The 26,025-nt window shown below is 67.2% G+C and carries 21 protein-coding genes; 3 read left to right on the top strand and 18 right to left on the bottom strand.

The window, feature by feature from the left end:
• Positions 1-142: 142 nt before the first annotated feature.
• Entirely contained in the window at positions 143-1,777 is a 1,635-nt protein-coding gene (locus tag JOF56_RS38195; protein WP_209644291.1) for a glycoside hydrolase family 27 protein, read from the top strand.
• A gap of 93 nt (positions 1,778-1,870) precedes the next feature.
• A complete protein-coding gene (locus tag JOF56_RS38190; protein ID WP_209644290.1) occupies positions 1,871-4,861 on the top strand; it encodes an alpha-L-rhamnosidase-related protein in 2,991 nt (996 codons plus the stop codon).
• Between the two features lie 37 nt (positions 4,862-4,898).
• Here the strand turns inward: JOF56_RS38190 and JOF56_RS38185 are convergent, their stop codons facing one another.
• Positions 4,899-6,065 carry a hypothetical protein gene (locus tag JOF56_RS38185; protein ID WP_209644289.1) on the bottom strand — a complete coding sequence of 389 codons (1,167 nt, stop codon included), beginning with the start codon at positions 6,063-6,065 and terminating at the stop codon, positions 4,899-4,901.
• 33 nt (positions 6,066-6,098) lie between these two features.
• Entirely contained in the window at positions 6,099-7,103 is a 1,005-nt protein-coding gene (locus JOF56_RS38180; RefSeq protein ID WP_245378542.1) for an SGNH/GDSL hydrolase family protein, read from the bottom strand.
• Positions 7,104-7,229: 126 nt separating this feature from the next.
• Here JOF56_RS38180 and JOF56_RS38175 point away from each other — a divergent pair, with 126 nt between their 5' ends.
• Positions 7,230-8,063, top strand: a complete 834-nt coding sequence (locus tag JOF56_RS38175) for an SGNH/GDSL hydrolase family protein (protein ID WP_209644287.1) — start codon at positions 7,230-7,232, stop codon at positions 8,061-8,063.
• A gap of 1 nt (position 8,064) precedes the next feature.
• Here JOF56_RS38175 and ahcY read toward each other — a convergent pair whose 3' ends face one another.
• The 16 genes from ahcY to JOF56_RS38095 form a co-directional block, all read right to left on the bottom strand.
• Positions 8,065-9,486, bottom strand: coding sequence for an adenosylhomocysteinase (gene ahcY / locus JOF56_RS38170; protein ID WP_307855438.1), 1,422 nt, complete (start codon positions 9,484-9,486; stop codon positions 8,065-8,067).
• A gap of 10 nt (positions 9,487-9,496) precedes the next feature.
• Positions 9,497-10,477 (bottom strand): carbohydrate kinase family protein, encoded by a 981-nt coding sequence (locus JOF56_RS38165; protein ID WP_209644286.1) that lies wholly within the window; start codon positions 10,475-10,477, stop codon positions 9,497-9,499.
• A gap of 15 nt (positions 10,478-10,492) precedes the next feature.
• Complete coding sequence (gene metK, locus JOF56_RS38160; RefSeq protein ID WP_209644285.1) at positions 10,493-11,647, bottom strand: methionine adenosyltransferase; 1,155 nt, start codon at positions 11,645-11,647, stop codon at positions 10,493-10,495.
• 20 nt (positions 11,648-11,667) lie between these two features.
• Positions 11,668-12,531: an ABC transporter permease gene (locus tag JOF56_RS38155; protein ID WP_372448295.1), complete on the bottom strand. Its 864-nt coding sequence runs from the start codon at positions 12,529-12,531 to the stop codon at positions 11,668-11,670.
• Entirely contained in the window at positions 12,512-13,303 is a 792-nt protein-coding gene (locus JOF56_RS38150) for an ABC transporter ATP-binding protein (RefSeq protein ID WP_209644284.1), read from the bottom strand. The genes JOF56_RS38155 and JOF56_RS38150 overlap by 20 nt, the downstream gene beginning before the upstream one ends.
• On the bottom strand, positions 13,303-14,277 hold the full coding sequence (locus tag JOF56_RS38145) for an ABC transporter substrate-binding protein (protein ID WP_209644283.1): 975 nt from the start codon (positions 14,275-14,277) through the stop codon (positions 13,303-13,305). Before JOF56_RS38145 ends, JOF56_RS38150 begins: the two co-directional genes overlap by 1 nt.
• Before the next feature lie 16 nt (positions 14,278-14,293).
• Positions 14,294-15,553 (bottom strand): sulfate adenylyltransferase subunit 1, encoded by a 1,260-nt coding sequence (locus JOF56_RS38140; RefSeq protein WP_209644282.1) that lies wholly within the window; start codon positions 15,551-15,553, stop codon positions 14,294-14,296.
• Complete coding sequence (gene cysD, locus JOF56_RS38135) at positions 15,553-16,458, bottom strand: sulfate adenylyltransferase subunit CysD (RefSeq protein ID WP_209644281.1); 906 nt, start codon at positions 16,456-16,458, stop codon at positions 15,553-15,555. The genes JOF56_RS38140 and cysD overlap by 1 nt, the downstream gene beginning before the upstream one ends.
• Complete coding sequence (gene cysC / locus JOF56_RS38130; RefSeq protein WP_209644280.1) at positions 16,455-17,045, bottom strand: adenylyl-sulfate kinase; 591 nt, start codon at positions 17,043-17,045, stop codon at positions 16,455-16,457. Before cysC ends, cysD begins: the two co-directional genes overlap by 4 nt.
• Positions 17,038-18,048 (bottom strand): 2,3-diaminopropionate biosynthesis protein SbnB, encoded by a 1,011-nt coding sequence (gene sbnB / locus JOF56_RS38125; protein ID WP_209644279.1) that lies wholly within the window; start codon positions 18,046-18,048, stop codon positions 17,038-17,040. Before sbnB ends, cysC begins: the two co-directional genes overlap by 8 nt.
• Entirely contained in the window at positions 18,030-19,088 is a 1,059-nt protein-coding gene (locus tag JOF56_RS38120; protein WP_209644278.1) for a pyridoxal-phosphate dependent enzyme, read from the bottom strand. The genes sbnB and JOF56_RS38120 overlap by 19 nt, the downstream gene beginning before the upstream one ends.
• A complete protein-coding gene (locus JOF56_RS38115) occupies positions 19,085-19,627 on the bottom strand; it encodes a GNAT family N-acetyltransferase (RefSeq protein WP_209644277.1) in 543 nt (180 codons plus the stop codon). The genes JOF56_RS38120 and JOF56_RS38115 overlap by 4 nt, the downstream gene beginning before the upstream one ends.
• Positions 19,624-20,409: a sulfotransferase-like domain-containing protein gene (locus JOF56_RS38110; RefSeq protein ID WP_209644276.1), complete on the bottom strand. Its 786-nt coding sequence runs from the start codon at positions 20,407-20,409 to the stop codon at positions 19,624-19,626. Before JOF56_RS38110 ends, JOF56_RS38115 begins: the two co-directional genes overlap by 4 nt.
• 7 nt (positions 20,410-20,416) lie before the next feature.
• The gene (locus tag JOF56_RS38105) at positions 20,417-21,433 is read right to left on the bottom strand and encodes a class I SAM-dependent methyltransferase (RefSeq protein ID WP_209644275.1); all 1,017 of its coding nucleotides are present in this window, start codon (positions 21,431-21,433) and stop codon (positions 20,417-20,419) included.
• Positions 21,430-22,815, bottom strand: coding sequence for a M20/M25/M40 family metallo-hydrolase (locus tag JOF56_RS38100; RefSeq protein ID WP_209644274.1), 1,386 nt, complete (start codon positions 22,813-22,815; stop codon positions 21,430-21,432). The genes JOF56_RS38105 and JOF56_RS38100 overlap by 4 nt, the downstream gene beginning before the upstream one ends.
• A 167-nt stretch (positions 22,816-22,982) precedes the next feature.
• Positions 22,983-25,988, bottom strand: coding sequence for an AfsR/SARP family transcriptional regulator (locus tag JOF56_RS38095; protein ID WP_209644273.1), 3,006 nt, complete (start codon positions 25,986-25,988; stop codon positions 22,983-22,985).
• Between the last annotated feature and the right edge of the window lie 37 nt (positions 25,989-26,025).

Genomic DNA, 26,025 nt, shown 5'->3' with positions numbered 1-26,025 from the left:
ACGGGCGCCCGTAACGGACGCTACATCGGCCAAAGCCCTCTGTACAGGCGCGGGAACGAAACAGAACCGATGCGAACAATCGGGACATCGGCGGTTTCGACCTGGCCTGAAGTTATTTGCTGACGAGTGAAAGGAATGGGTGATGAAGCGCAGACTCGCGTTAGGACTCGCAGCGGCGCTGGCCGCTCTGGCGATCAGTCCGGCCACCGCGCCGGCCGGGGCCGTGACCACGCAGGCGGTCACGGCCCCGCCGATGGGCTGGGCCTCCTGGAACAGCTTCGCCGCCAGGATCGACTACAACGTGATCAAGGCGCAGGTGGACGCGATCGTCTCCAGTGGGCTGCGGGACGCGGGCTACCAGTACGTCAACATCGACGAGGGCTGGTGGCAGGGAACCCGCGACCCGGCGGGCAACATCACCGTCGACACACGGGAATGGCCGGGCGGCATGCAGGCCATCGCCGACTACATCCACAGCAAGGGCCTGAAGGCGGGCATCTACACCGACGCAGGCCGGGACGGCTGCGGCTACTACTTCCCCACCGGCCGTCCCGCCGCACCGGGATCGGGCAGTGAGGGCCACTACGACCAGGACTTCCTGCAGTTCTCCCAGTGGGGGTTCGACTTCGTCAAGGTCGACTGGTGCGGCGGCGACGCCGAGAAACTGGACCCGCGCAGCACCTATCAGGCCATCAGCAACTCGATCGCCCGCGCCACCGCTCAGACCGGTCGGCAGCTGGTGCTGTCGGTGTGCAACTGGGGCAAGCAGAACCCGTGGACGTGGGCGCCGGGCATGTCGACGATGTGGCGTACCAGTGCGGACATCATCTACTGGGGCGAAAGCCCGTCCATGGACCGCGTGCTCGCCAACTTCGACTCCGCACAGCACCCCGAAGCGCAGAGTCCCGGGCACTACAACGATCCGGACATGCTGATCGCCGGCATGCCAGGCTTCACCGCGGCCCAGAACCGGACGCACATGAGCCTGTGGGCGGTCTCCGGCGCGCCTCTGCTGGCAGGCAACAACCTCGCCACGATGAGCACTCAGACGAGGGACATCCTGGCCAACCGGGAGGTCATCGCGATCGACCAGGACGCGCTGGGAAAGCAGGGCGTGAAGGTGGCCGAGAGCCAGGCGGGCCGGCAGGTGTACAGCAAGGTGCTCACCGGAAACGGCCGTCGCGCCGTGGTCGCGCTCAACCGCACCAACTCCCCCAGCGACATCACCGTCCGGTTCGCCGACCTCGGCCTCGCCGCCACAGCGAATGTCCGCAACGTCTGGAACGCAACCGACCTGGGCACCAAGACCACGAGCTACACGGTCAACGTGCCCGCGCGTGAGGCAGTCCTGCTGACGGTCACCGGAACCGACTCGTCGGGCGGTTCCAGGACCGGGGCGCTCATCGGCAGGCAATCCCAGCGTTGCCTGGACATCAACAATTCCTCGACGACCAACGGCACGCAGGCTCAGCTGTGGGACTGCAACGGCCAGACCAACCAGCGCTGGACCAGCACCACAAGCGGCCAGCTCACGATCTACAACGGCACCAAGTGCCTGGACGCGTACAACCAGGGCACCGTCAACGGCACGCAGGTGGTGATCTGGGACTGCAACGGCCAGTCGAACCAGCGCTGGGAACTCGCCGCGGACGGCACCATCCGGGGTGTCCAATCCGGACTCTGCCTGTCCGGGGTGAACTCCGGCACCGCCAACGGCACGAAGATCGTGCTGTCGTCGTGCGGAACCGGCGACAACCAGAAGTGGAACCTCCAGTGACAACTTGGCCCTATCGCTCGGCGGCTGTGCGCGCTAGCGTGGTCGAGACGTGACTAAAACGTTTCAATCCCCTGCTGCGCGGGAGGTCTGCGCATGTCTCGTGGACGACGGAGTCCAGGTCTGATCGTCGCGATCGTCGTACTGCTGGCAACGCTGGTCCAGGGTGGCATCTCAGCCGCGTCGCCGGGTGGCCGGAATCGTTCTCCGGATGCCCCGGCGCGGCTGACTGTCAACGACCGCACGGACCCGCCGGCTGTCGACGGCGTCCCCGCATTCGGCTGGCTGCCGAGGGATCGGGACAGCAATGAGGTGCAGACCGCGTACCAGATCCTCGTGCTGCGCGGCGACACCCGCGTGTGGGACAGCGGTCGGGTCGCGTCCTCACGACAGTCCTGGGTCCGCTACGCCGGTCCGGCGATGGCTGCTGGAACGACCTACCGTTGGACTGTCCGCACCTGGGATCGGCGCGGCGCGGTCTCGCCTTACGCCGACAAGGCTTCGTTCGATACTGGCTTGGGTGACGGCGATTGGTCCGGTGCGGCGTGGATCCGGCGTCAGACCGAAGGAAACGACGCGCTGGACGAGTGGACCCTGGCGCGCAAGGTAATCCACGTCGGCAGAAGCCCTGTGATCCAGGCCCGTGCCTACGTCTCCGCGACCAGCGACTGGACACTGCACGTGAACGGAGCCGCGGTGGGCCGTGGCTCCTCGTACGGCTATCCGGGTGAGGGATACTACGACGTCACCGACCTGAAAGACGTGCGAGCGGGCGCCGCATTGGCGGTGGGGGTGCGCTACCACTACTGGACATGTCGCTGTCAGGGGCGCGCGAACGGTCCTGCAGCGCCCGAAGGTCCGTCCGGCCTGCTTGTCAAGGTCGTCATCGAACATGCGGACGGCAGCCGGGAAGTGGTTGTCTCGGATGATTCCTGGCGTCTCACGCGCGACACGGCACGGGACATCACCACGCCCACCTACCGCAACTCGGACGCCGGAGACCGAGTCGAGCGCTACGACGCCACCCAGGAGATCGCCCGGTGGGACACACCGTCGTTCGACGATCCCGGCTGGGCGCCCGCGTCGGTCATCGGCCTGCACCCCAGGTCGAACCCGGCCTCCTGCGCCGGCTCCGCACCCTGCGCGTTCACTCGCCTTTCCGCTCAGCAGGCACACATCGCCTACCAGGTCGCCCGTCCGGTCTCGGTGATCAGACTGCCGGACGGAACGGTGTTCGCCGACATGGGAAAGGTGGTCGCGGCAGTGCCGCGAATCAGCTTCCTGGCAGGCAAGACCGGTCGCGCGATCACTGTGACCACGAGCTATCGGCGTAACAACACCACACTCACGGCACCTGTCGAGGCAGGCAAGCAGGAGGTCGGCCTCGCATCGGTGTCCAATGTGCACATCGGCGACGAGATCACAATCGACGCTCCCGCCAACGGATACGGCCCTGGCGCTCCGGAAACCCGCACTGTCGTGTCAGTCAACCCACAAGGTGTTGTGGTCGACGCGCCCTTGGCTCGTTCGCACAGTGCCGGTGCGTGGGTGGAGAACTCGCGGGCCGGCACGTCTGGGCTCGACACCCAGGGCAGCGACATGCGTTTCCACTACGTCCAGAAGGATGGGCGTCAGACCGCAGAGCCGTTCACGTACTGGGCCTGGCGTTATCTCCAGATCAGCGACCCCGGCGAGGATCTCTCCGCCGACCGGATCGCCGCGGTCACGCAGGCGACCGATGTGCGTCCAGCCGAGGCGGCCACGTTCTCCAGCAGCAGCCCGACACTCGACGCGGTATTCCAGCTCATGCAGCGGTCGGCGTTGCTGTCGGCGCAGAACGTCTTCCTCGACACGCCGACGCGGGAGAAAGGTCAGTTCCTCGGTGACACGATCGACCAGTCCTTCGCGACGATGGACTCGCTGGGCGAACGCAGCCTCACCCGGCAGGCCATTGCCGAGTTCATCCACTCGCAGGACCGGTACTGGCCGAACGGCGCCCTCAACGCGGTCTACCCGAACGGGGACGGCAAACGGGACATCCCCGACTACACCGAGATGTTCCCGGAATGGGTGATGCGGTACCACCAGGTGACCGGTGACGATTCACTCGTCGCCCTGGCATTCCCGACGATGCGGCGAGTCGCGGGGTACATCTGGTCCGCTGTGGACTCCACTGGGCTGGTTCATCAACTGCCTGGCGGAAGCGGGCAGTACGCGAATGGGATCATCGACTGGCCGCCCGCGATGCGTTACGACACTGTCGTCCAGGACAATGGTTCCAGGACAGTCGTCAACGCGTTGGCCGTCGGTGCTATGCGCGCGGTTGCCGACGCGGCCGTCATTGTGGGTGACACCGCTGCGGCAGAAGAACACCGCCGACGTGCAGGCTCCCTGACCTCAGCTATGAACGCACAGTTGCGTGACCCCGCTTCTGGTCGTTACACCGACGGACTCGCTCTGTCCACCGGCGCGCAGATCCCGAATTTCTCGCAGCACGCCCAGAGTTTTCCCGTGGCCTATGGCGTGGCCCCCGCCTCGTCCTATCCCGGGCTCGGCGCCTACATCCGCGAGCTTGGTATGCGGCAGGGCCCGATGACACTTCGTCAACTCCTCGCCGCGCTGCACAGAACCGGCCAGCCCGAGGCAATCGTCAGACTGCTGACCAACCCGACGGCCGACGGCCCCGCCAGGACACTTGCCGAGGGCGGCACGTTCATGTGGGAGCAATGGACGCCAGGCTGCACAGTCGCCGGATGCACTGGGGCGCAGGTCAATCAGACCAGCAGCGAGAGCTTCTCGCATGGCTGGGGCGGTGCCGGTATCAGCGGGATCCTGCGGTCCTTGCTCGGTCTTGAGGTGACGTCGCCCGGCGCAGCCACCGTACGGATCGCCCCGCCTGCCAACGGATTACGGCATGCCCGGGGAACGGTGTGGACTGAACGCGGCCCGATCGGCATCGGATGGACGCGCACAGGACAAGGGATCGCGCTCGACGTGGACATCCCGGTGAACGTCACCGCGACTGTTGCACTGCCCAGCGGCCGGACAGTCACGGTCGGCTCGGGCCACACTCGATTGAGGTCCTGAGCCGCGCCGCCGGCTCGCGGCGACGCGGCCGGAAGCGTCAACTACAGACGTTCATCGAGCTGTTGTTCAGCGTGATGTTGCGGAACGTCGTGTTCGTGCCGCATGGGCTTTCGCGGACCGACGAGTTGGTCACCCTCAGGTTCTGGATCATGATGTCGGAGTTGCCGGGGAACTCCGAACGGGCGGCGAGCCTGATCTCACCGCCACCCGAGACCGTGCCGCTGGCGGCTGCGATGTTCACGTTGTAGCAGTTCTCCACGAGGATCGCGTTGTTGCCGGTGTTGGCGACGTCGATCCGATCGATGACAAGGCCACCGCTTTCCGAAACGCAGAAGACGCCACGGCCTCCGCCGCGCGCCCGCACGGTACCGACGCGGACGTTCGTGGGATATGCGCTGCCGATCCGGCCGTTGCGGTTGGCCACGCGGAACGCCGCGTATCCCGTTCCCGCGCCGGCGTTCTCGGCGTCCACTGTGGTCACAGTGGCGTTGATGGTGTCGTTGAGCAGCAGGCCGGAATGCCCGACGTTCCGGGCCATCACGGTGCCGATCGTGATCCCGTCCACGCCATAGGTCTCGACGGCGTGGCTGCCCGCGCCGGAGACGAATACGTTGTCGATACGGATGTTCCGGCTACGAACGCTGGTGTCGCCCCGGTTGTCGATGCGTACACCGAGACCGCCGGACAGGCGCATGTCGATCTGCCCGAGGATGACGTTCTGGACGTTACGCATGAAGATGCCGTACAGCGGGGCACCGGTCACGTTGAGGTAGCGCACCTCGATGTCACGTGTTCCCCGGGAGTAGATCGGGGCCTGGTCGCCGGACCCGGATCCGGTGACGTTGATGGTGCCGCAGACATCCAGGCCGGTGAAGCTCGGCAGCGAGATCCGCGAGCCCGCGCTCACCGTGCCGGAACCCCTTATCAGCACCCACTGTTTGGTGGTGCGACCGGATGTGAGGCTGTTGATCGCGGCTTGCGCTGCCGCTCGCATGTCCCCACCGGTGTAAACCGTACTGCTGCCGTTGCGGGCGGTCCATGTGCTGCCGCTCAGGACCGCTTCCGCGTTGAACGTCCTGTCGCCGCACGCCAGGACGGCGTCCGCCGGCGCAGGTGCCAGACCTGCCAGAACGCCGCAGGTCAGGGCCGCGATCGCGGCGGCAAGACCTGTTCGCCGCAACGACGTCCTTGTCGTTGATGTCATCTGAGTCTCTTTCTCGGCCCCGGGAATCACGGCTCACCCCAGCAGCGGGGCAAGCCGGTCGGCGATCTTGCGGTGCCCGGTGTCGTTGGGGTGGACGTTGTCCGCCGTGTCGGTGGCCTCGTTGATCCACCCGTCGGTGTTGATGTAACGCACCTTGGTGTCACCGGCATCCGTGAGGGTCTTGACCGCCGCCTGTGTTTCGGCGATGTACCGCTTGCGGAACGTCTGCATCGCGTGGATGGTCGCGTTCGGATACTTCGCCCGGACGTTGCGCAGCAAGGTGATGTAGGCGCTGCGGAACTGGGCTGAGGTCACGCCGTGCCCGACGTCGTTGGTGCCCAGGTTGATCACCACCGTGGCCGCCTGGTACCGACCGAAGTCCCAGTTCGGCGAGTTCGTGGCCAGCCCGGTGCGCAGGAACCGTTCGCTCATCCCGATGCATCCGTCGGACGCGGGGAACAGGCAGGCGCCACCGACCGCGATCTGGGTGTGCCCGGCGCCAAGGCGTTCACCGACAAGCCAGCCGTACGCGGTCAAGGCCTGTTTGGACGAACGCTGCCCGACAGTGATCGAGTCGCCGATGAACTCGATGATCCGCGACGGAGTCCGCGGCACGACCGTCCGCGCGCCCGCGTCGAGGGTCACGCCCTGGAACACCGCGTCCCCGTGATAGGAACCGGCGACCGGACGGTACGACACCCGCAACACGTGGGTGCCCGACGCGAGCGGCCGGGGCGTCAGGTTCACGGTTCCGCTGACGTTCACATAGGACACATCAGGCCCGCCGTCGATACTGGCGAACAGATCGATCGCCCCACGCTGCCGTAGTTTCACCGTCGTCCCGGTGAAGCCGATCAGAACGTACGCACCTGCCCACTCCGACACGTAGGCGCTCGATGACCGGGTGTCCCACCGGCCGAAGTACCTGATGTTCGAATCGCCTGCCGAGCCGTCGCCGGTCGCGGCCCACGCCTGCGTCCCCGTCAGCCCGGTCAGCACGAGGACCACTGCCAGCAGGGTTGTGATCAGTCGGGACATGTCGCCCTCCATCGCCGGGGACCCGATGCCAGGAAAGCGCTTTCCACTTCCGCGCGCAAGAGGTAAGATGGCAACGCATGTCTCTCGGAGTCCTCATCAGACCACCCTGCACGTCTGGAGAAACTCGTGAGGAAACGCCTTCTGGCATTGGCCGTGCTCATCGCGGTGCCGATGATCGTCAGCACCGGCTCGGTCTCGGCCGATCAGCCGTCCTGCTCCCCCGCCGCCGGGAACCAGCAGGCCGCGGCCGTCAAGGTCTGGCTCGCGGGCGACTCGACGATGGCCAACCCGCGTTCCGGCTGCCCGGTCGGCTGGGGCAGCCAGTTCGACCCGCTGTTCAACGACAACGTGACAGTGGTCAACAACGCGGTGGCAGGCCGGAGCATCCAGACTTGGCTGTACGAGTCCAATGTCACCGCCACCAAGGACTCCGCCGGCGAGTGCGTGGTGAGCCCGAAAACGTACGCCCAGCGGTGGCGTGACATGCTCGACCCGGCCATCGGCATGAAGGCCGGCGACTACCTGATGATCCAGTTCGGGATCAACGACGGCGATCGCAACTGCCCCCGGCACGTGGGTTCCGCCCGATACCGCGAGTTGCTCACGACGATGGCCACAGCAGCCAAGGCCCGTGGCGTCCAGGCCATCTTCCTGACTCCGGTCGCCGCGATCACATGCAGCGGCAACACAGCCGTCGGCAACCGTGGATTCCTCACCGAGACGACCCAAACCGGCAGTGCCGGCCAGGTCCCGGTGATCGACCTCCACAAACTGAGCTACACCCTCTACAACACCCTCAAACTCTGCCCCAACGACGGCGACTACACCAAGGGTGCCGTGGGCGCCTTCTTCTGCAACGACCACACCCACTTCGAGGCGGCCGGCGCGCTGCAGATCGCCCGTGTCGTCGCCAAGGCCCTACGCGACCAGAGGATCTCCCTCGCCAACCACCTCAAGTGAGTCAGTACCGGTAGTGGTCGGACTTGAACGGCCCGTCCTTCGGCACGCCGATGTAGTCGGCCTGACGCTCGGTCAGCTCAGTCAGCCGCCCGCCGAGTGCGGCGACGTGGCTGTGCGCGACCTTCTCGTCTAGCTTCTTGGGCAGCATGTACACCTGGTTGGCATAGTCGGTGTGCCGGGTGAACAGCTCCAGCTGGGCGATCACCTGGTTGGAGAAGGAGTTCGACATCACGAACGACGGGTGCCCGGTGGCGTTGCCGAGGTTGAGCAGCCGGCCTTCGGACAGCACGATGATCGAGTGACCGTCCGGAAAGGTCCACTCGTCCACCTGCGGTTTGATCCTCGTGCGGCGGATGCCCTGGGTACGGGCCAGACCGGCGATGTCGATCTCGTTGTCGAAGTGGCCGATGTTGCCCAGCACGGCCTGGTGCTTCATCCGTGCCATGTGCGACGCCGTGATCACGTCACGGTTGCCGGTGCACGTGACCACGATGTCCGCCTGGCCGACCACGTCGTCGACCCGGTCGACCTGGTAGCCGTCCATCAGGGCCTGCAGCGCGCAGATCGGGTCGATCTCGGCCACGATCACCCGGGCACCCTGGCCGCGCAGCGACTCCGCGCAGCCCTTGCCGACGTCGCCGTACCCGGCCACCAGCGCGATCTTTCCGCCGATCAGCACGTCCGTGGCCCGGTTGATCCCGTCGATGAGCGAGTGCCGGCAGCCGTACTTGTTGTCGAACTTCGACTTCGTCACCGAGTCGTTGACGTTGATCGCCGGGAACAGCAATGAGCCCGTCGCGGCCAACTGGTACAGCCGGTGCACGCCGGTCGTCGTCTCCTCGGTGACGCCACGGATCTCCGACGCCGTCCTGGTCCACTTGCCTGGGTCCCCCGCCAGGGAGGCCCGCAGCAGGTCAAGCACGACACGCGCCTCTTCGGAGTCATCGTTCGAGGGCTGCGGGACCGTTCCGCTCTTCTCGTACTCGGCTCCCTTGTGGACAAGCAGCGTCGCGTCGCCGCCATCGTCCAGGATCATGTTGGGGCCCTTGCCCTCCGGCCAGGTGAGCATCCGCTCAGTGCACCACCAGTAGTCGGTCAGCGACTCGCCTTTCCAGGCGAAGACCGGGACCCCGGTCTCGGCGATCGCGGCGGCCGCATGATCCTGCGTGGAGAAGATGTTGCAGGAGGCCCAACGGACTTCGGCGCCCAGGGCAGTCAGTGTCTCGATCAGGACGGCGGTCTGTACGGTCATGTGCAGCGAACCCGAGATCCGGGCGCCCCGCAACGGCGCCGCCTCGGCGTACTCGCTGCGCAGCGCCATCAGGCCGGGCATCTCATGCTCGGCGAGCCGGATCTCGTTGCGGCCGAACTCGGCCAGCGACATGTCGGCGACAGCGAAGTCCTGATCAGTGGAGAGCGTCACGGGTAAAACCTCATTCCCAGTCGTTCAGCAACGGCGTGATGTCCGCGGCGGCCTCTGGTCCGTACGCTTCGGCGATTCGCACCGCGAGGACGTCCGAGCCCTGCCAGTACTCCTGCGTGCCCACGACCTCGATCACGAGCGTCGCCAGCGTGCAGCCCAGCTGCGCGGCTCGTTCGTCGGACAGGCCCCAGGAGCGGCCCGCCAGGAAACCTGCGCGGAAAGCGTCTCCGACGCCGGTCGGGTCGGCCCGTCGCTGTTCCTTCGGCGCGGCGACACGCACATTCGAATGATCGCTGCGCAGGACGTCCACGCCGTCCGGGCCGAGTGTCACCAGCCAGGCACCGACGCGACTGAGTATCTCCGCGGTGTTCCACCCGGTCTTGGCCTGCAGCAGACCGGCCTCGTAGTCGTTGGTGAACAAGTACTCCGCACCGTCGACAAGGGATCGGATCGCGTCGCCGCCGAGCCGGGCGAGTTGCTGGGACGGATCGGCGGCGAACGGGACCTGCAGGTCACGGCATTGCCTGGTGTGCAGCAGCATCGCATCCGGGTCGTCCGGGCAGATCAGCACGATGTCCGGACCGGCCCGCCCGACGATCGGGCCGAGGTCGATCTGCTTGGACTCGGTCATGGCGCCCGGATAGAACGACGCGATCTGGTTGTCGTGTGCGTCGGTCGTGCACACGAACCTGGCAGTGTGCCGGCTGCTGGAGACGTGCACGGAATCGGTGTCGACACCGTGGTGTTTCAGCCACAGCTGGTATTCGGCGAAGTCCGGGCCCACCGCGCCGACCAGGATCGGCGCCATGCCCAGGCAGCCCAGGCCGAACGCGATGTTGGCCGCCACGCCGCCGCGCCGCACTTGCAGGTCGTCGACCAGGAAGGACAGCGAGATCCGGTCCAGCCGGTCGTCGACGAGCTGCTCACGGAACGAGCCTGGGAACACCATGAGGTGGTCCGTGGCGATGGATCCGGTGACAGTGATGGACATCTGCTCCTCCTCCGGTCAGGTCCCGGTCGCGTCGCGCAGTGCGGCAACCCGGTCGAGGCGTTCCCACCGCAGGTCGACATCGGTACGGCCGAAGTGGCCGTAGGCGGCGGTGTCCCGGTAGATCGGGCACAGCAGGCCGAGATCACGGATGATCGAGCCGGGCCGCAGATCGAAGACGGCCTGGATGGCGGACTGGATCTTCGACGGATCGACGGTCTCCGTGCCGAACGTCTCCAGGAACAGCCCGACAGGCGCGGGCTTGCCGATCGCGTACGCGACCTGCACCTCCACGCGCGAAGCCAGGCCCGCCGCCACAAGGTTCTTGGCCACCCATCGCATCGCGTAGGCGGCCGAACGGTCCACCTTGGACGGATCCTTGCCCGACAGCGCTCCGCCGCCGTGCCGGGCCATCCCGCCGTAGGTGTCGACGATGATCTTGCGGCCGGTCAGGCCCGCGTCGCCCATCGGTCCGCCGATCACGAACCGCCCAGTCGGGTTGACCAGCACGCGCACCCCGGATGTGTCCAGTTCGAGGTCGGCGAGCACGGGGTCGATGATCGATTCACGGACATCCGGTTCGAGCGTCTTGGCCAGGTCGACGTCACCGGCGTGCTGAGTGGACAGGACCACGGTGTCCAGCCGGACCGGCCGGTCACCGAGGTACTCGACAGTCACCTGTGTCTTGCCGTCCGGGCGCAGGAAGGGCAGCAGGCCCTGCTTGCGGACATGGGTCAGCCGACGGGAAAGCCTGTGTGCCAGGGCGATCGGCAACGGCATCAGCTCCGGCGTGTCCGTGCACGCGTGGCCGAACATCAGGCCCTGGTCGCCCGCGCCCTGGTCTTCGGCGTCCACGCCCATCGCGATGTCCGGCGACTGGGCGCCGATCGCCACGTTGACGCCGCAGGAGTTGCCGTCGAAGCCCTTGGCCGAGGAGTCGTACCCGATGTCCAGCACGACTTCCCGCGCCAGGGTGGGCACGTCGACGTACGCGTCGGTGGTCACCTCGCCCACCACGTGCACCTGTCCGGTGGTCACCAGGGTCTCGACCGCCACACGGCTGTGGGGGTCGCGCTCCAGTAAGGCGTCCAGGACCGCGTCGCTGATCGCGTCGCAGATCTTGTCCGGATGTCCTTCGGTCACCGACTCACTCGTGAACAGCCGGCTGTTCATGGTCACAGTCCTTTCTCTTCTCAGCAGCCGAGGCCACGGGCACGCAGCACGGCCCGCTCCAGCGGCCGGAAAACCAGGAGGTCCACGCCGATACCGACGAGGAGGATCAGGCAGATCGCGGCGATCACCATCGGCATGTCGTTGAGCGCGCGGCCGTTGTCCAGCAATGCGCCCAGCCCGAAGCCCAGCTGCGGGGACACCGCGATCAGTTCGGCGGCCATCAGCGACCGCCAGGAGAACGCCCAGCCCTGTTTGAGCCCTGCCAGGTAGCCGGGCAACGCCGCGGGCAACAGCACATGCCGAGCCAGCGCCCACCGCCCGGCCGACAGCACGTGGGCCACCTTGGGCAGGATCGGCGGGATCTGGTCGATCCCGGCCACCAGGCCGTTGGCGATCGACGGCACCGCGCCGAGCAGCACCACCATGTAGATCGCGCTGTCGGTGAGGCCGAACCAGAGGATCGCGGCGGGCACCCACGCCACGGACGGCAACGACTGCAGTCCGCTCAGCAGCGGCCCGATCGCCGCACGCACGACCTTGACCTTCGCCACTACCAGGCCCAACGGAGTCGCGATCAACACCGCCACACCGAAGCCGAGCACCGCCCTGTGCAGTGACGTCCACAGGATGCTCAGCGCCTCACCGTCGGCGAACCGGTCCGAGATCGCCGCCCAGACAGTCAGCGGCGCGGGCAACTGGTACTCGGGCCAGAACGCCAAAGCCCACAACGCCTGCCACACCGCGATGAACAGCACGAAGGCGACCAGCGGTGGCAACACCACCCGTATGATCCGGCGCCACCGGCTCGGCGGTGCGGACTCCAGTGGCGTGTCCAGCGCGTCCAGATCGTCCTGGATCGAGCGGTCATCCCGAACCATTGCCATGGCAGCCGATCACCTCCCGCAGCCGTGCGTTGATCTGGCCGACCAGTGCCGACTCCGGCACGCCGTCGGCGGACCATTGCTGGACCACTCGCCCCGGACGCGAGGACAACAGCACCACTCGCTGCCCGAGCCGGACCGCTTCACGGACGTCATGAGTCACGAACAACACCGCCGGAGAAGTCGCCCGCCAGATGCGCAGCAACTCCTGTTGCAGCACGTCCCTGGTGATGGCGTCGAGTGCGGCGAACGGTTCGTCCATCAGCAACAGGCAAGGGCCGTCGTTCTCAGCACCGATCGACGCGCTGGCAAGCGCCCTGGCCAGTGCGACCCGCTGGCGCATGCCGCCGGACAGCTCGTGCGGCCGTTTGTCGCCGAGTCCGCCGAGACGGACCAGTTCCAGGAACTCGTTGGTCCTGGTTTTACGGTCAGCGCGGCCGACTCCGGCCAGCTGCAGGGCGAGCTCGACGTTGCGGGCCGCCGTGAGCCACGGCATCAGGGCCGGGTCCTGGAACATCACGGCGGGCTGGGAGGTGGCCCGGGTGATCCTGCCCTCGGTGAGCGATTCCAGGCCGGCCAGCAGGTTCAGCAGCGTGGACTTGCCACAGCCGGAGGCGCCGATCAGGCACACGAACTCCCCCGCGTGCACCTCGAGATCGAACTCCGCCAGCGCGGTCACCTCGCCGAAGGCCTTGGACACGCCGTCCAGCCGGACCACCGGCCCGGCATCCCGCTGCCGCGGCACCGGCCAGGTCTGCTGCGTGATCATGGTCATCAGCCGCTCCTGACGCGTGTCGACGAGTCCACGAAGTCCTTGAGGTCCGGCGTTTTGGCCGCCACACCGGCGGTGACGGCGTCGCGGGCCATCTGCTGCAGCCGGTCGGGCAACACCTCGGGGCTCAGCTCGATCTCCCGGAAGGCCCGCTCGATCACCGGCCCGGCGAGCGGTTTGCCGGTGTGCTCGGCCAGGCTGTCGTTCACCACCGTCTGAGCCTGGGATTCGTTGTCACGGGCCCATTGCGTGGCATTGGCGGCGCCTCGCAGCATCGCTTGCACGGTCTGGCCGTGTTCGGCGAGGAAACGCGTGCGTGCCAGGATCACGGTGGCCGGGAATCGGCCCTGAGGCCACAGGTCCCGCTCGTTGACCAGGACCCGGCCGCCTGCTTCCACCACCAGCCGTGAGGCCCACGGCTCCGGTACCCAGGCCGCGTCGATGTCACCGGCTCGGAAAGCGCTCAGCGTCTGTGCGTTGTCCGAGTTGAGAATCCGCACGTCTGGGACGTTGTTCTCACGCAGCCACTTCTTGAGCGCGACGTCTTGCGTATTGCCCAGCTGAGGCGTGGCCACGGTCTTGCCGGCCAACGAGCCGACCCCAGGCCGGGCGACGAGCTGTGCCCCGCCGGATGCCGCTCCGGCCACTACCCGCACGGACTTCCCGTCGGATTTCGTGTACGCGTTGATCGCCGGGCCAGGGCCGATGAACGCCACGTCGATCGAGCCGCCCAGCATGCCACCGGCTTCGTCGGGGCCGGCGTCGAACAGCTGGGTGGTCAACCTGGTCTGGCCGAGCTCACGGGTGAAGAATCCATTTCGGACACCGATCAGCGCGGTGGCGTGCGTGACGTTGGGGAAGTATCCGAGCCGGACCTCGGTTGCCGGGCCGCGGTCGGCCGCCGAGTCCTCGCCGCGGTCGATCCTCGAACACCCGGCGAGCACCGCGAGGACGGCCAGTACCGCGAGGATTCTCATCATCGATCCTTCCTGGTCACTGGATGGGCAGGTCCGCACCGACCAGACCCGCGGCCAGCGTGCTGCCGTCGGCCGGGTCGATGACGATGAACGAACCTGTCGCCCGCGAGGTGTCGTAGTCGTCGATCGGGACGTGTTCGGCAGTACGCAGCCGGACCAGGCCGATGTCGTTGAGTACCAACTCTCCCGGCTGCCCGCACAGGCTCAGCGCCTGTTCGTCCAGGCGTACCAGTAGTTCCTGGGCGATCGCCGGGATGGTCCTGGTGCCGTGTTTGACCAGGAGCCGGGTGCCACGCCGCAGCGGACGGTCGCCCAGCCAGCACAAAGTCGCGTCGAACTCGTCGGTCAGGGCAGGCGGTGCGTCCGCCGCGGTGATCATGTCGCCACGGGATACGTCCAGGTCATGCTCAAGCAGCAGCGTCACGGACTGGCCTGCCGGCGCCTCGACCAGCCTGCCGTCCGGTGTGTCTATCCCTGCGACTGTTGTGCGCAGACCGGACGGCAGAACCGCGACCTCGTCCCCGCAGCGGACGACTCCGGCGGCGACCTGTCCAGCGTATCCACGGTAGTCCGGGCATCCGGCAGAGCGCGGACGGATGACGTACTGCACGGGGAAACGCAGTGGCGTCTGATCGGGATCCGGTGCTGTGTGGACGGATTCCAGGTGTTCGAGCAACGTCGGCCCGGTATACCAGGACGTCCGGCCACCACGATCCACCACGTTGTCGCCCCGCAGGGCCGAGATCGGGATCGCGGTGACCGCGTCCCTGGGATAGCCGAGCCCGGCGGCATGCGCGGCGAACTGCTTTGCCATCACGGTGAACGTGCTCTCGTCATACCCGACGAGATCGATCTTGTTCACCGCGAGGACCAGATGCCGCACACCCAGCAACGCCAGTACGGCCGCGTGCCGCCGGGTCTGGCCACGGATGCCTTTGCGGGCGTCGACCAGCAGGATCGCCAGTTGCGCTGTCGAGGCGCCGGTGACTGTGTTGCGTGTGTACTGCACATGTCCTGGCGTGTCGGCGAGCACGAAGCTGCGCCGAGGCGTGGCGAAGTATCGGTATGCCACGTCGATCGTGATGCCTTGTTCCCGTTCCGACCGCAGTCCGTCCACCAGCAAGGCGAGATCCGGTGTGGACAAAGCGGAGTCGGCGGTGACGGCGTCGAGCTGGTCGGCCAGCACCGACTTGGTGTCGTAGAGCAGCCGCCCGACGAGGGTCGACTTGCCGTCGTCGACGTCTCCCGCGGTGGCGAGTCTCAGCAGATCGCTCACTAGAAGTACCCTTCCCGTTTGCGGTCCTCCATCGCCGCGGTGGACAGCCGGTCGTCGGCCCTGGTGGCGCCGCGCTCGGTGAGCCGGCTGGCCTGCACTTCGGCCACGACGTCCGCGACCGTGGCGGCGGTGGAGGCGACCGCGCCGGTGCACGAGCCGTCGCCGACAGTCCGGTATCGCACGGATCGTTCGGAGACGACCTCGCCGCGGCGTGGGCCGCCCCACGGCCCGGACGTCAGCCACATGCCGTCGCGTTGGTACACCTGGCGGCGATGGGCGAAGTAGATCGGCGGCAGGCTGATGTCCTCGCGTTCGATGTAACGCCAGATGTTCAGCTCAGTCCAGTTCGACAGCGGGAACACCCGGACGTGCTCGCCGGGACGGTGCCTGCCGTTGTACAGGTTCCACAGCTCGGGCCGCTGGCGCTTGGGATCCCACTGCCCGAAGGCGTTGCGCAGGCTGAAGATCCGTTCCTTGGCGCGGGCACGGTCCTCGTCACGGCGACCGCCGCCGAAGACGGCGTCGAACTTCTGCTCGGCGATCGTGTCCAGCAACGGCACGCTCTGCAGCGGATTGCGCGTGCCGTCAGCGCGTTCGGCCAGGCGCCCGTCGTTGATCCAGCGTTGTACTTCGGCCACCATCAGCTGCAGGCCGTGCCGCTGCACGACCTCGTCACGGAAGCGCAGCACCTCGGCGAAGTTGTGCCCAGTGTCCACATGCAACAGCGGAAACGGGATGGTGCCCGGCCAGAACGCCTTCAACGCCAGGTGCACCAGTACAGCGGAGTCCTTGCCGCCCGAGAAAAGGATCACCGGCCGTTCGAACTCGCCGGCCACCTCCCGGAAGATGTGGATCGCCTCGGACTCAAGCACGGTGAGGTTGTCGGTCTTCAGTGCAGTGGTCATTGGGCTGCCCTCACAACTGGTCGATGCCCCGTGCCCGTGAACGCAGTGTCGGTGAACGCGGTGCTGATGAACGCGGTCAGGCGGCTCGCCGACTGCTCGACGGTCTCCCACGATGTGTCCAGCCGCAGTTCGGGCGACTCGGGCTGTTCATAGACCGCGTCGACACCGGTCAGCCCGGAGATCTCGCCTCGATCGCACCTGGCGTACAGGCCTTTGACGTCCCGTTGCCGGCACACGTCCAACGGCGTGGCCACGTGGACCTCCGCGAACCCCACGCCGGCTTCGGCGTGCGAGACGCGCAGGTCATGACGCGCCTGGGCGTACGGTGCGATGGCCGAGACCAGCACGACGACTCCGTTGCGGGCCAGCAGGCACGCGACAGTCGCGATGCGGTGGAGATTCTGTTCTCTGTCCTCACGCGACAGGCCGAGTTCAGGCCAAAGCTGCCGCCGGACCGTGTCGCCGTCGAGCACCTCGGCGGGCTGCCCGCGCTGCGTCAGACGTGCGGCGACCGCGTTGGCCAGCGTGGTCTTGCCCGCGCCGGACAGGCCGGTGAGCAGGATGGATTGACCGCAGGAGTCACGCATGGGTCGTCGCCCATCGTTCGGTCTGGCCGAAGAAGTCGGTAATGGTGTGGGTGCGGTCCGCCGCGACGGCGCCTCGGAACACGTGCCACCCGACCACGAGGTCGAGCACGCCCATCCCGAACGGGGAGAAGATCACCGGCCGGTCGCCGGCCGGCTTCACCTGCCCGAGCAGTACCTGGGCCAGGGTGCCGGTGACGAAGTCCCGATGGCCGTAGCGTTGTTCGGCCAGATGGGGAGACGTGTTCGCGGTCAGGCAGTGCTCGACCGAGTCGAGTATGTTGTCCGCTTCGACGATGATCTCCGGCGCCAGGTCGCGCAGCGAGATGTTCAGCACCAGCCGGCCGGGCCGGAAGGTCTTCGGATCGGTCACGTGCGGCTCGCCCGCGGTGGTCGCGAAGATCACGATGTCGGCGTCGCTGATCGAGTTCGCCACGGCCGCTTCGTATCCGTGTGCCGCAGTGGCATGCTGGGCCAGCAGGGCGGCGTAGTCGCTGTTCAGGTCATGGATGTCGATCCGGCCGATCTTCCATTCACGGGCGGCCAGGAAGTCGATGATGGTCCGGGCGATCACACCGGCGCCGACGACCGCGACACGGTCGACTGTGTGGCTGCCGTGCAGCGCCTCCGCGGCGACCGCTGCCGACGCCGCTGTCCGGGCCGCACTGATCTGCGCGGCCTCCAGACAGGCGAACGGATACCCGGTCGCCCCGTCGTTGAGCAGCAGCACTGCCGATGCGCGCGGCACGTTGGCGGTGATGTTGGACGGGAAGCTGGCGATCCACTTCAGCCCGGCGATGTCGTAGTCGCCGCCGAGGTGGGCAGGCAGCGCGATGATCCGGCAGTCCGGCCGGTCCGGGAACCGCAGGAAGCCGCTGCCGGGATTGCGGAAATCACCCGCGTGGTGAGCCAGATAGGCCTCTCTGATCAGATTGGTCAGGTGCGCGCGGTCATCGGCGACGATCTGGCGCACCGCGGTGCCGTCGATCACATGGAAGTCGAACACGAGAATCGGATCCCTTCGTCGGAGAACCGGGCCGACGCCTCGGCGATGTCCAGGCCGTTGCGGCCGGCCCAGCCGTCGTCGTAGACCGAATCCCAGTACTTCCAGCCGCTGTCCGGGCAGACACAGACCGGCCGGACGGTGGCCGGATGCGCCCGCAAGTGGTCGAGACAGGCCGCGAGCGCCGCACCGCTGGAGCCACCGACTTCCAGGCCGGTCTCGTCCTTGAGCTTGCGGCACAACGCCACCGCGTCCGCGTCGGATGCCCAGACCTTTCCGTCCACGTTGGACTGGATCGGCACCGGCGCGTCCGGGCGCACGAACCGGGACCGCACATTCGCGCCGATCCCGGTCAGGTACCGCGGGCCGGGACAGCCGCCGATGGCCACCGAGCCGCTCACGTCGACCGCGATCACCCGGGTGGGCTGCCTGGAGCACCGGAAGTAGGTGCAGAGCCCGGCGGCGATACCGCCGGTGGACACCGGGGCGAAGACGATCTCGACATGACCGGCCTGCTCGTGGATCTCCGGCGCGGTGGACCTCGCGTGCGCCAGCGGATTGGCCACGTTGCCGTACTGGTTGGTCCACATCAGCCGGTGATCGGCCGCGAGCAGCTCATGCACCCTGGCCAGGCGTCCAGCCAGGTAGTTGTTGTTCTCATCGGCCTCGGTCACCAGCTCGAGCTCGGCGCCGAGCTCGGCCATCAGGGTCAGGTTCTCGGTCTGGACCTTCGGGTCGATCACTGCCACAAAGGTGTGCCCGCGCAACCGGCAGAGCGCGGCGAGCGCGACGCCGAGGTTGCCGGAAGTGGACTCCACGACAGCCAGCGGCCCGTCGTACCCGCTGCGTTGCTCCATCGCGTCGAGCAATCCGTAGGCCGTTCTGTCCTTGATGGAGCCAAAAGGGTTGCCGCCCTCCAGCTTCAGCAGCAGGACGTGCTCACGCCCGCGCAGGCTGGTGTGCACCGGGACCAGCGGTGTGCGTCCCAGCCGGCCGGCGAACTCCTCCCAGCTGTGCGGGGCGGCGGTGAGCAGTGCGGTCATCCCACTCCCCAATCGTCGTCGTCCTCGCCCGCCTCCAGCACCAGCTGGAAGAACACACAGTCGACGTAGGTGCCGTCGACGTCGACGAGCTCACGCATCCGGCCGACTTCGACGAAGCCGAACCGCTTGGCCAGCGCGATCGACGCGTCGTTGGTGGCCCAGACGCGGTTGACGATCGTGTGGAAACCGTGCTCACGGGCCCGGTCGATCATCCACGCGCGCAGCTGTCTCCCGACTCCCTTGCCTCGCGCGGAACGGCGGACGTAGGTGGCGAACGTGGCGGTGCGGTGGAAACAGGGCTTCGAGTCGTAGGGAAAGAGCCCGACCCAGCCCTCGACACCGGCACTGTCCACGGCGACCCAGACCCCATAGGGATGGCGTTGCCGGGCAAGCCAGTCACGTCGTTCGTCGACCGGGACATTGCTGAGGTCACAGGTGGCGACCTGGTCGGCGACAGCCTCGTTGTAGATGTCGTTGATCGCGGGGACATCCGTCTCCTGGGCGGCCCGCATGCGTACCGTGTTGATCGTGCCGGTCACGGCAGCACCTCCGGATCGTCACGCAGGTCGTGGTACACCTCAAGGCATTCCTCGACATGGGTCCGCATCGGCGGTGGGAAGTCCTCCACGTCAGGCACTTTCTCCGTGGGCGGTTGCAGTCCGCAGGACCGCAGTACACGGTCGTACCAGTGGGACTGTTCGTCGGCGAGCTGGCCCAGCTGCACGTCTTCGGCGTCCCGCCAGGTGAGCATGTCCGCCGTGTAGGGCAGGCCGAGCAGTTCACAGAGCGTCATCAGGGTCGGTTCGGGTTCGGCCCTCAACCTTGTCGTGTCCACAATGACGTACCTCGTTTCGTTGGCCCGCAACTGCTCCAGGATCGCCACCAGGTCTGCCCAGCCGGATTCCCGGTGCGGGAAGGACGGCCGCCGGCCAGCCCGTTGCCGCTGACGCATCCGTGACTCGATTGCCAGCCGCGGATCCCGGAGGGCGACCGCGACGGGCAGGGTCGCGGCCGCGGCGAGTTCCCCGGCGTAACGTCCGGCCTGGAAGGTCATCTCCTTGACCACCAAGCCGTTCGCGCCGGAGCGACCGACCTCGACCGGGCCACGCAACGCGTCGAGCACGGTCCGCGAGCCCGCGTCCTGGTGGTAGAAAAGGTCGTACGGTTCGTGCACGTACCACCGGAACGCCGGATGCGGCCAGAAGGCCCGGGCCAGTGCGGTGGAGCCGGAACGGGGCGGTGACAGCACCACCAGCACTGGATCGAACTGTGCTCGCACGGACTTGGTCAGTTCGTCGCCGAGCAGGATGGGGGAAGCCATCGCCGTGTCACTTGCGGCTGAAGGAGTACCAGCGCCAGGCGCCGAGCCCGTACTCGCGGATGAGCTCGAATCCCTTGGCCTCGGCCAGATCCAGGACCTGCTGGCGGGTCGGCTGGTAGGACACCGGACGGCGCAGGGCGAACCTGAGGTCCATGATCTCCTGGTCGATGGTGCCCACCTTGGACAGCACATAGGACACGCAGAACGTGCCACCCTTGCGCAGCAGCCGGGCCACGTTGTCCCACAACGGCTCCGGGTTGCGCAGGAAGTGGTAGGCACCGACGATCATGGCGCCGTCGAAGTAGCCTTCCTGCAGGAAGTCCAGCGGCTGGGTGACGTCTCCCCTGGTGACCCGGATCCGCTCGTCCGCGGCGTTGCGCTGGGTGGCCGAGGCGACGAAGTCGGTGGAGATCTCCACACCGAACACGGTTCCGTCGGTGGGCGCGAACTCCGCCAGTTCACCGAGCCCGAAGCCCGGGCCGCACGCCAAGTCCAGCAGATGGGGGCCAGTGCCACCGATCTCACGCACGGCCTGCACCCGCGAGTAGCGGTAGAACGGCGCCTGCAGCACTTCTTCCCACACCGGCAGGTGGTCGCTGTCGAATGTGGTGGCGACGGGGTTGGCGTCGGTGGTCAGTGCGTCGATGATGCCCGCGTAGTTCTCGCTGTGCCGCAGTTCTTCGAACGAGTCTCGTCCGGTCGCCTGCCGGATCAGGTCGATGTCCAGCTCATGAGTAGGCGGCTCGGCGACTGCGGTGTAGGTGTCCTTGTCCGGGTCGTGCTTGACCGCGCCGTGCTTGACCAGAGCCTTGAGCAGCAGGCCGGCCACATCGACCTTGTCCGGCACGACATGGAACTTCTCGGCGAACTGGGCCAGTGTGACCGGCTTGTCGAGCACCTTCAGCACGCCACGGTCGACAGCGTTGCGGTACACGATGTCGTAGCAGGCGCGCCGGTACTCCAGGTAGGAGCGTTCCATCTCCTCCGGGGAAAGGTCGACGACGTCGAACGTCTGGACGGTCATGCGGATGTCCTCTCTGCCAGCAGGGAAACGAGGGTGGCGATCGACCGGGTGCCGCCGAGCAGCAGCGAGGTCCTCATCGACTCGTTGGGACCGTGGTGGTTCTCGTCGACCGGCCCGAACGGGACCATGAACGTGGGCAGGCCGAGCAGTTTGGTGAAGACCCAGTCCGGCGTGGTGCCCGCCAGGCTCGGAACCCGGGCGGGCTCGCGGCCGAAAGCGGCCTGCAATGCCTGCTGCACGACGTCTGCCTGCGGGTGGTCGATCGGCGTACGGGACGGCGGCTGGCTGAACAGCTTGATGACCTCGACGTCGTCGTACCCGTTGTCATGAATGAACTTCTGGATCGCGGCGAGCACGGCGTCCGGATCCTGCTTGCCGACCAGCCGGAGGTCGACTTTGGCGACGGCGTCGGTCGGCACGAGCGTCTTGAGCTGGTCGGTGTGTCCGCCGCTCATCCCGGCGATGTTGAAACTCGGCTTGTACAGCAGCCGTTCGTAGTACGCCTCGCCGAACTTCATCGGCAGCGGCTGCTGGCCGGTCTGCTTGGCGAAGGCGTCCGCGTCGAACGCCATGCCTTCCAGCGCGGCTCGTTCGGCGTCGGTCACCTCGGGCATGCCCTTCTCGGCGCCGGGCACGAGCAGATCACCGTTGGGCGCGATCATCTCCGAGAACAGCCGGGACAGCCGCGCGATCGGGTTGGTTACCGTGCCGCCGAAGTTCCCGGAGTGCAACGGACGCGACGGTCCGTGCGCACGGAATTCCATGCACAGCGCACCGCGGGAGCCGAACAGGATCGCCGGCTGGTCGCCGCCGAGCATCGGGCCGTCGGAGTACACGCACAGATCGGCCCGCAGGTCGTCCCGGTGTGCCTCGATGTACGCGGGCAGGTTCGGGCTGCCGATCTCCTCCTCGCCCTCCAGGATCATGGTGAGCCGGATCGGCAGGCCGCCACGCTCTCGCTGCCACCACTCGTAGGCGTTCAGATGCGCGAGGAACTGGCCCTTGTTGTCGCCGGATCCACGCGCGAAGATGCGGTCACCGCGGATCACCGGTTCGAACGGCTCGGTCTCCCAGCCGTCTTGGCCGGCGACCGGGAACACGTCGTAATGGCCGTAGGTGAGCAGTCGCACCGGCGCGTCCTCAGGGCCTGCGGTCGCACGGACAACAGGGTTGCCCGCGGTCTGCTCCAAATGCGTGGTCAGACCGGCGCGTTCACATTTTGTGGCGACAGCATCGGCCGTGTCGTGCACGGCCGCCGCATCGTCGGCGGCGACGCCGGGAATCCGGATGAAATCGCACAGCTCGTCGACGAACCGATCCTGGTTGGCCGCCAGATAATCGTCGAGACCAGCTGGTACGTGCGTCGTGGACGCTACAGTCATTCGCGTTTCTCCCTAGCTCATGTCGATCGGGAGGGCCCTGCGAACAACAGTCCGGATATCGGGTATCGCGACACTATCGTTCCGGCTCCGCCAAGCCGGTCACCTGGAATAACCGCCGTGATAGCGACGTGATAGCGCTATGGGCCGAAATGACGCTTGAGGGCGCGTTACTGACCTGAAGGGAGCGACTGGATGCCGCCCGGCGACACGCCTTGGTGAGGATAATCAGACAGCCCGGACAAATCGGCGAGAGCCGTCCGGGCTTTGTCCTCCCAGGCAGGAAGCCGGCGGGATTGGAACACCCGCAACGCCTCCTGGACCAAGCCGGTCGCCTCACGAACCTCGCCACGCTGCGTGAGCAACGCGGCCAGATCAAGCCGTACACGGCTCGCGCCGAACTGATCACGAAGCCGCTCACGCAGGCTCAGCGCATGTCGCAGGATCGGCTCGGCCTTGTCGAGTTCCTGCATGTGCAGATGGACGGTGCCGAGGCTGTGCAGCGTGAAACTCTCCCCCAGCACGTCACCGGTCGCGTGGACCATGTCCAGCACCGTCATCAGCATCTGCTCGGCCTGCTCATAGTTCCCCTGCAGCAGGAACACCCTGCCCACCCGGTAGAGCAACTGGCCTTCCAGCCGCGTGTTGCCGGTCTCCCGGCAGATCTCCAGGGCTTGTCTCAGACGTTCGATCGCCTGGTCGTAGCGGGTGCGTCCGATGTCGAGCTGGGCGAAGCGGCCGAGCACGTAGGCCTCGCCGATCCGGTCACCGGCCAGCTGGAAGCCGTGCTGCGCCCGGTCGTACAACTCGGCCGCCGCGACCGGTCTGCCTTCGATGTACGCCAGGATCCCCAGGCTGCGGGTGACCAGGGCCCGTCCGTGCACGTCGGCGAGCTCGTCGAACAGCTCCAGCGCCGGTTCGAGCATCAGCTCCGCCTGTGCCAGACGGCGTCTGCTGAGGTGCATCGACCCGAGTGAACACATCACGGCCGCGACACCGCGAGAGTTTCCGGCCTTCCGGACCGCGTTCAGCGCGACTTCGTGAGTCTCCTGCCAGTCGTCGAAGTACCCACGAGTCTCGAACAACGTCACGGCGGTGACCGCGAGGTCCCAGCAGGCCTCGTCGAACTCGGTCGCGGCGGCCTGTCGCACGGCCGAACACAGGCAGGCCTGCTCGCTTTCGAGCCATTGCAAGGGTTCCTTGAGCGCTGCGGAGACGTATGACGGGTCGGCGTCCCATCGAAGGCCGTTGCCGTGCAGGACGGTGTAGTCGCCGCCGTACAGCCGTCGGTGCGCCTCACGCGCCAAGGCAAGCCAGCCGCCGACCAGCCTCTCGACGGCGTCCTGGCACTCCTGACGCGACTCGGACTCAGTCAGGCGTTCCCGCGCGAACACCCGGACCAGATCGTGGAACTTGAAGCGGGGATACCCGGCCACGTCCACCCCTGCGACGTTGAGCATCTGGGCGTCCACCAGGCTTTCCATCAGGTGTGCACCGCGGGCGGGCTGCTCGTCCAGCAGTGCGGCCGCGATCCAGCCCAAGAACGTCTCCGCCTCGACCAGGCTGAGCAGCCGCAGCAAGCGGCGACTGCGCTTGCTGAGGCCCTCGTAGGTGAGCGCCAGGCTGGCCCGGACCATGATCTCGCCGTGTGACAGTTCGTCCAGGCGATGGCGTTCGTCGGCCAGCAGCCCCATCATCGCCGCGAGCGACCAGTGTGGTCTGGCCACCAATCGTGCGGAGACCACGCGTAACGCCAGCGGCAACCCGCCGACCGTGCCGACCAGCGCCTCGGCGACACCCGGCTCGGCCTCGATCCGGTCCCGGCCGATCACCTTGCCCAGCAGCTCCAGCGATTGCTCCTGGTCCATGACCTCGACTTCGCAGAGCCGTGCGCCCGGCAGCCCGGCCAGCCTGAACCTGCTGGTCACGACGACCGCGCAGCCAGGACCGCCCGGGAGCAACGGCAGGACCTGCGCCTCGGCCGCGGCGTCCTCCAGCACGACCAGCACCCTGCGATCGGCCATGACGCTGCGGTACATCTCGGCCCGTTCCTCCAGCTCCTCGGGGACCGCCGAGCCAGGCACCCCGAGCGCGCGTAGAAACCGGCACAGGACGTCGACGGGATCGGCCGGCTGTGGCTGGCTGCCGCGCAGGTCGACGTACAGCTGCCCGTCCGGGAACCGGTCTGCGACATGGTGGGAGATGTGCACGGCGAGCGCGCTTTTGCCGACTCCCGGCATCCCGGTGATCACCACGACCGGCACGGCGCCCTGGTCACCGCCGATCCAGCCGACCAGGTCCGCCACGGGCTCGCGGCGGCCGGTGAAGTCGGCGGTGTCAGCCGGCAGCTGCCTCGGCTGCACGATCTGACCGGCGGGCGGGCCAACCGGCTCGTTCGTCGGCGTGACCTGCCGTTCCCCGGCGAGAATCGCACTCTCCAGGGCCTGCAGTTCCTCGCTGGGCTCAAGGCCGAGTTCGTCGACAAGCACGTCACGGCCAGCCCGGTACGCGCCCAACGCGTCCGCCTGCCGTCCGGAGCGGTACAACGCCAGCATCAACTGGCCACGCAGCCGTTCCCGCAGCGGGTGCTCCTCGACGAGACCCGTCAGCTCGGCGATCAGGTCGTGGTGCCGGCCGAGCCTCAGTTCCAGGTCGACGCAGTTCTCCAGCGCGGTCATCCGTTGCTCGTTCAACCGGACCGCACAGGCCGTCAACTGACGGCTGCCAACCCCGCCGCCGAGCGCGTCACCACGCCAGAGGGCCAACGCGGCACGCAGCAGCTGTACGGCCTCCGCCAGCCTGCCTTCCTGCTGCGCGACGTCGGCCTTGGCCAGGTTCCGCTCGAAAACGTGCAGGTCGAGCTCGTTGTCGGCGACCCGGATGAGGTATCCCGGCGCGATGGTGACGATCGGCGCCTCCCCTGGACCAGCCAGGGACTGGCGCAGCGCCGAAACGCAGATCTGGATCTGACTACGCGCTGTAGCCGGCGGGCGTTCGTCCCAGACGGCGTCGATCAGCTGATCCATGCCGACGACACGGTTGGCGTCCAGCAGCAACGCGCCGAGAATGATCTGCTGACGACCTGGTGGCACCCTGAGCCGCTGCCACCCGGCGTCCACCTCGATCGTTCCCAGGATACGAAAACAACGGTCGCCGGTGATCGAATGCACGGACATCAGCCGGCACGCCTCCCACTATCCCGATGAACCTGCC

This window comes from Kibdelosporangium banguiense, from assembly GCF_017876405.1.
GTDB lineage: Bacteria > Actinomycetota > Actinomycetes > Mycobacteriales > Pseudonocardiaceae > Kibdelosporangium > Kibdelosporangium banguiense.
This window is presented reverse-complemented; position numbering and strand designations above follow the sequence as displayed.

What these genes read in the sequence shown, in the direction of transcription:
- cysD (WP_209644281.1), bottom strand. Translation starts at nt 16,458, where the DNA reads ATGACCACTGCACTGAAGACCGACAACCTCACCGTGCTTGAGTCCGAG.
- JOF56_RS38165 (WP_209644286.1), bottom strand. Translation starts at nt 10,477, where the DNA reads ATGTCCATCACTGTCACCGGATCCATCGCCACGGACCACCTCATGGTG.
- JOF56_RS38105 (WP_209644275.1), bottom strand. Translation starts at nt 21,433, where the DNA reads ATGACCGTCCAGACGTTCGACGTCGTCGACCTTTCCCCGGAGGAGATG.
- JOF56_RS38150 (WP_209644284.1), bottom strand. Translation starts at nt 13,303, where the DNA reads ATGACCATGATCACGCAGCAGACCTGGCCGGTGCCGCGGCAGCGGGAT.
- JOF56_RS38120 (WP_209644278.1), bottom strand. Translation starts at nt 19,088, where the DNA reads ATGACCGCACTGCTCACCGCCGCCCCGCACAGCTGGGAGGAGTTCGCC.
- cysC (WP_209644280.1), bottom strand. Translation starts at nt 17,045, where the DNA reads ATGCGTGACTCCTGCGGTCAATCCATCCTGCTCACCGGCCTGTCCGGC.
- JOF56_RS38095 (WP_209644273.1), bottom strand. Translation starts at nt 25,988, where the DNA reads ATGTCCGTGCATTCGATCACCGGCGACCGTTGTTTTCGTATCCTGGGA.
- JOF56_RS38145 (WP_209644283.1), bottom strand. Translation starts at nt 14,277, where the DNA reads ATGAGAATCCTCGCGGTACTGGCCGTCCTCGCGGTGCTCGCCGGGTGT.
- JOF56_RS38100 (WP_209644274.1), bottom strand. Translation starts at nt 22,815, where the DNA reads ATGACTGTAGCGTCCACGACGCACGTACCAGCTGGTCTCGACGATTAT.
- JOF56_RS38195 (WP_209644291.1), top strand. Translation starts at nt 143, where the DNA reads ATGAAGCGCAGACTCGCGTTAGGACTCGCAGCGGCGCTGGCCGCTCTG.
- metK (WP_209644285.1), bottom strand. Translation starts at nt 11,647, where the DNA reads ATGAACAGCCGGCTGTTCACGAGTGAGTCGGTGACCGAAGGACATCCG.
- JOF56_RS38155 (WP_372448295.1), bottom strand. Translation starts at nt 12,531, where the DNA reads ATGGCAATGGTTCGGGATGACCGCTCGATCCAGGACGATCTGGACGCG.
- JOF56_RS38110 (WP_209644276.1), bottom strand. Translation starts at nt 20,409, where the DNA reads ATGGCTTCCCCCATCCTGCTCGGCGACGAACTGACCAAGTCCGTGCGA.
- JOF56_RS38180 (WP_245378542.1), bottom strand. Translation starts at nt 7,103, where the DNA reads ATGTCCCGACTGATCACAACCCTGCTGGCAGTGGTCCTCGTGCTGACC.
- JOF56_RS38185 (WP_209644289.1), bottom strand. Translation starts at nt 6,065, where the DNA reads ATGACATCAACGACAAGGACGTCGTTGCGGCGAACAGGTCTTGCCGCC.
- JOF56_RS38190 (WP_209644290.1), top strand. Translation starts at nt 1,871, where the DNA reads ATGTCTCGTGGACGACGGAGTCCAGGTCTGATCGTCGCGATCGTCGTA.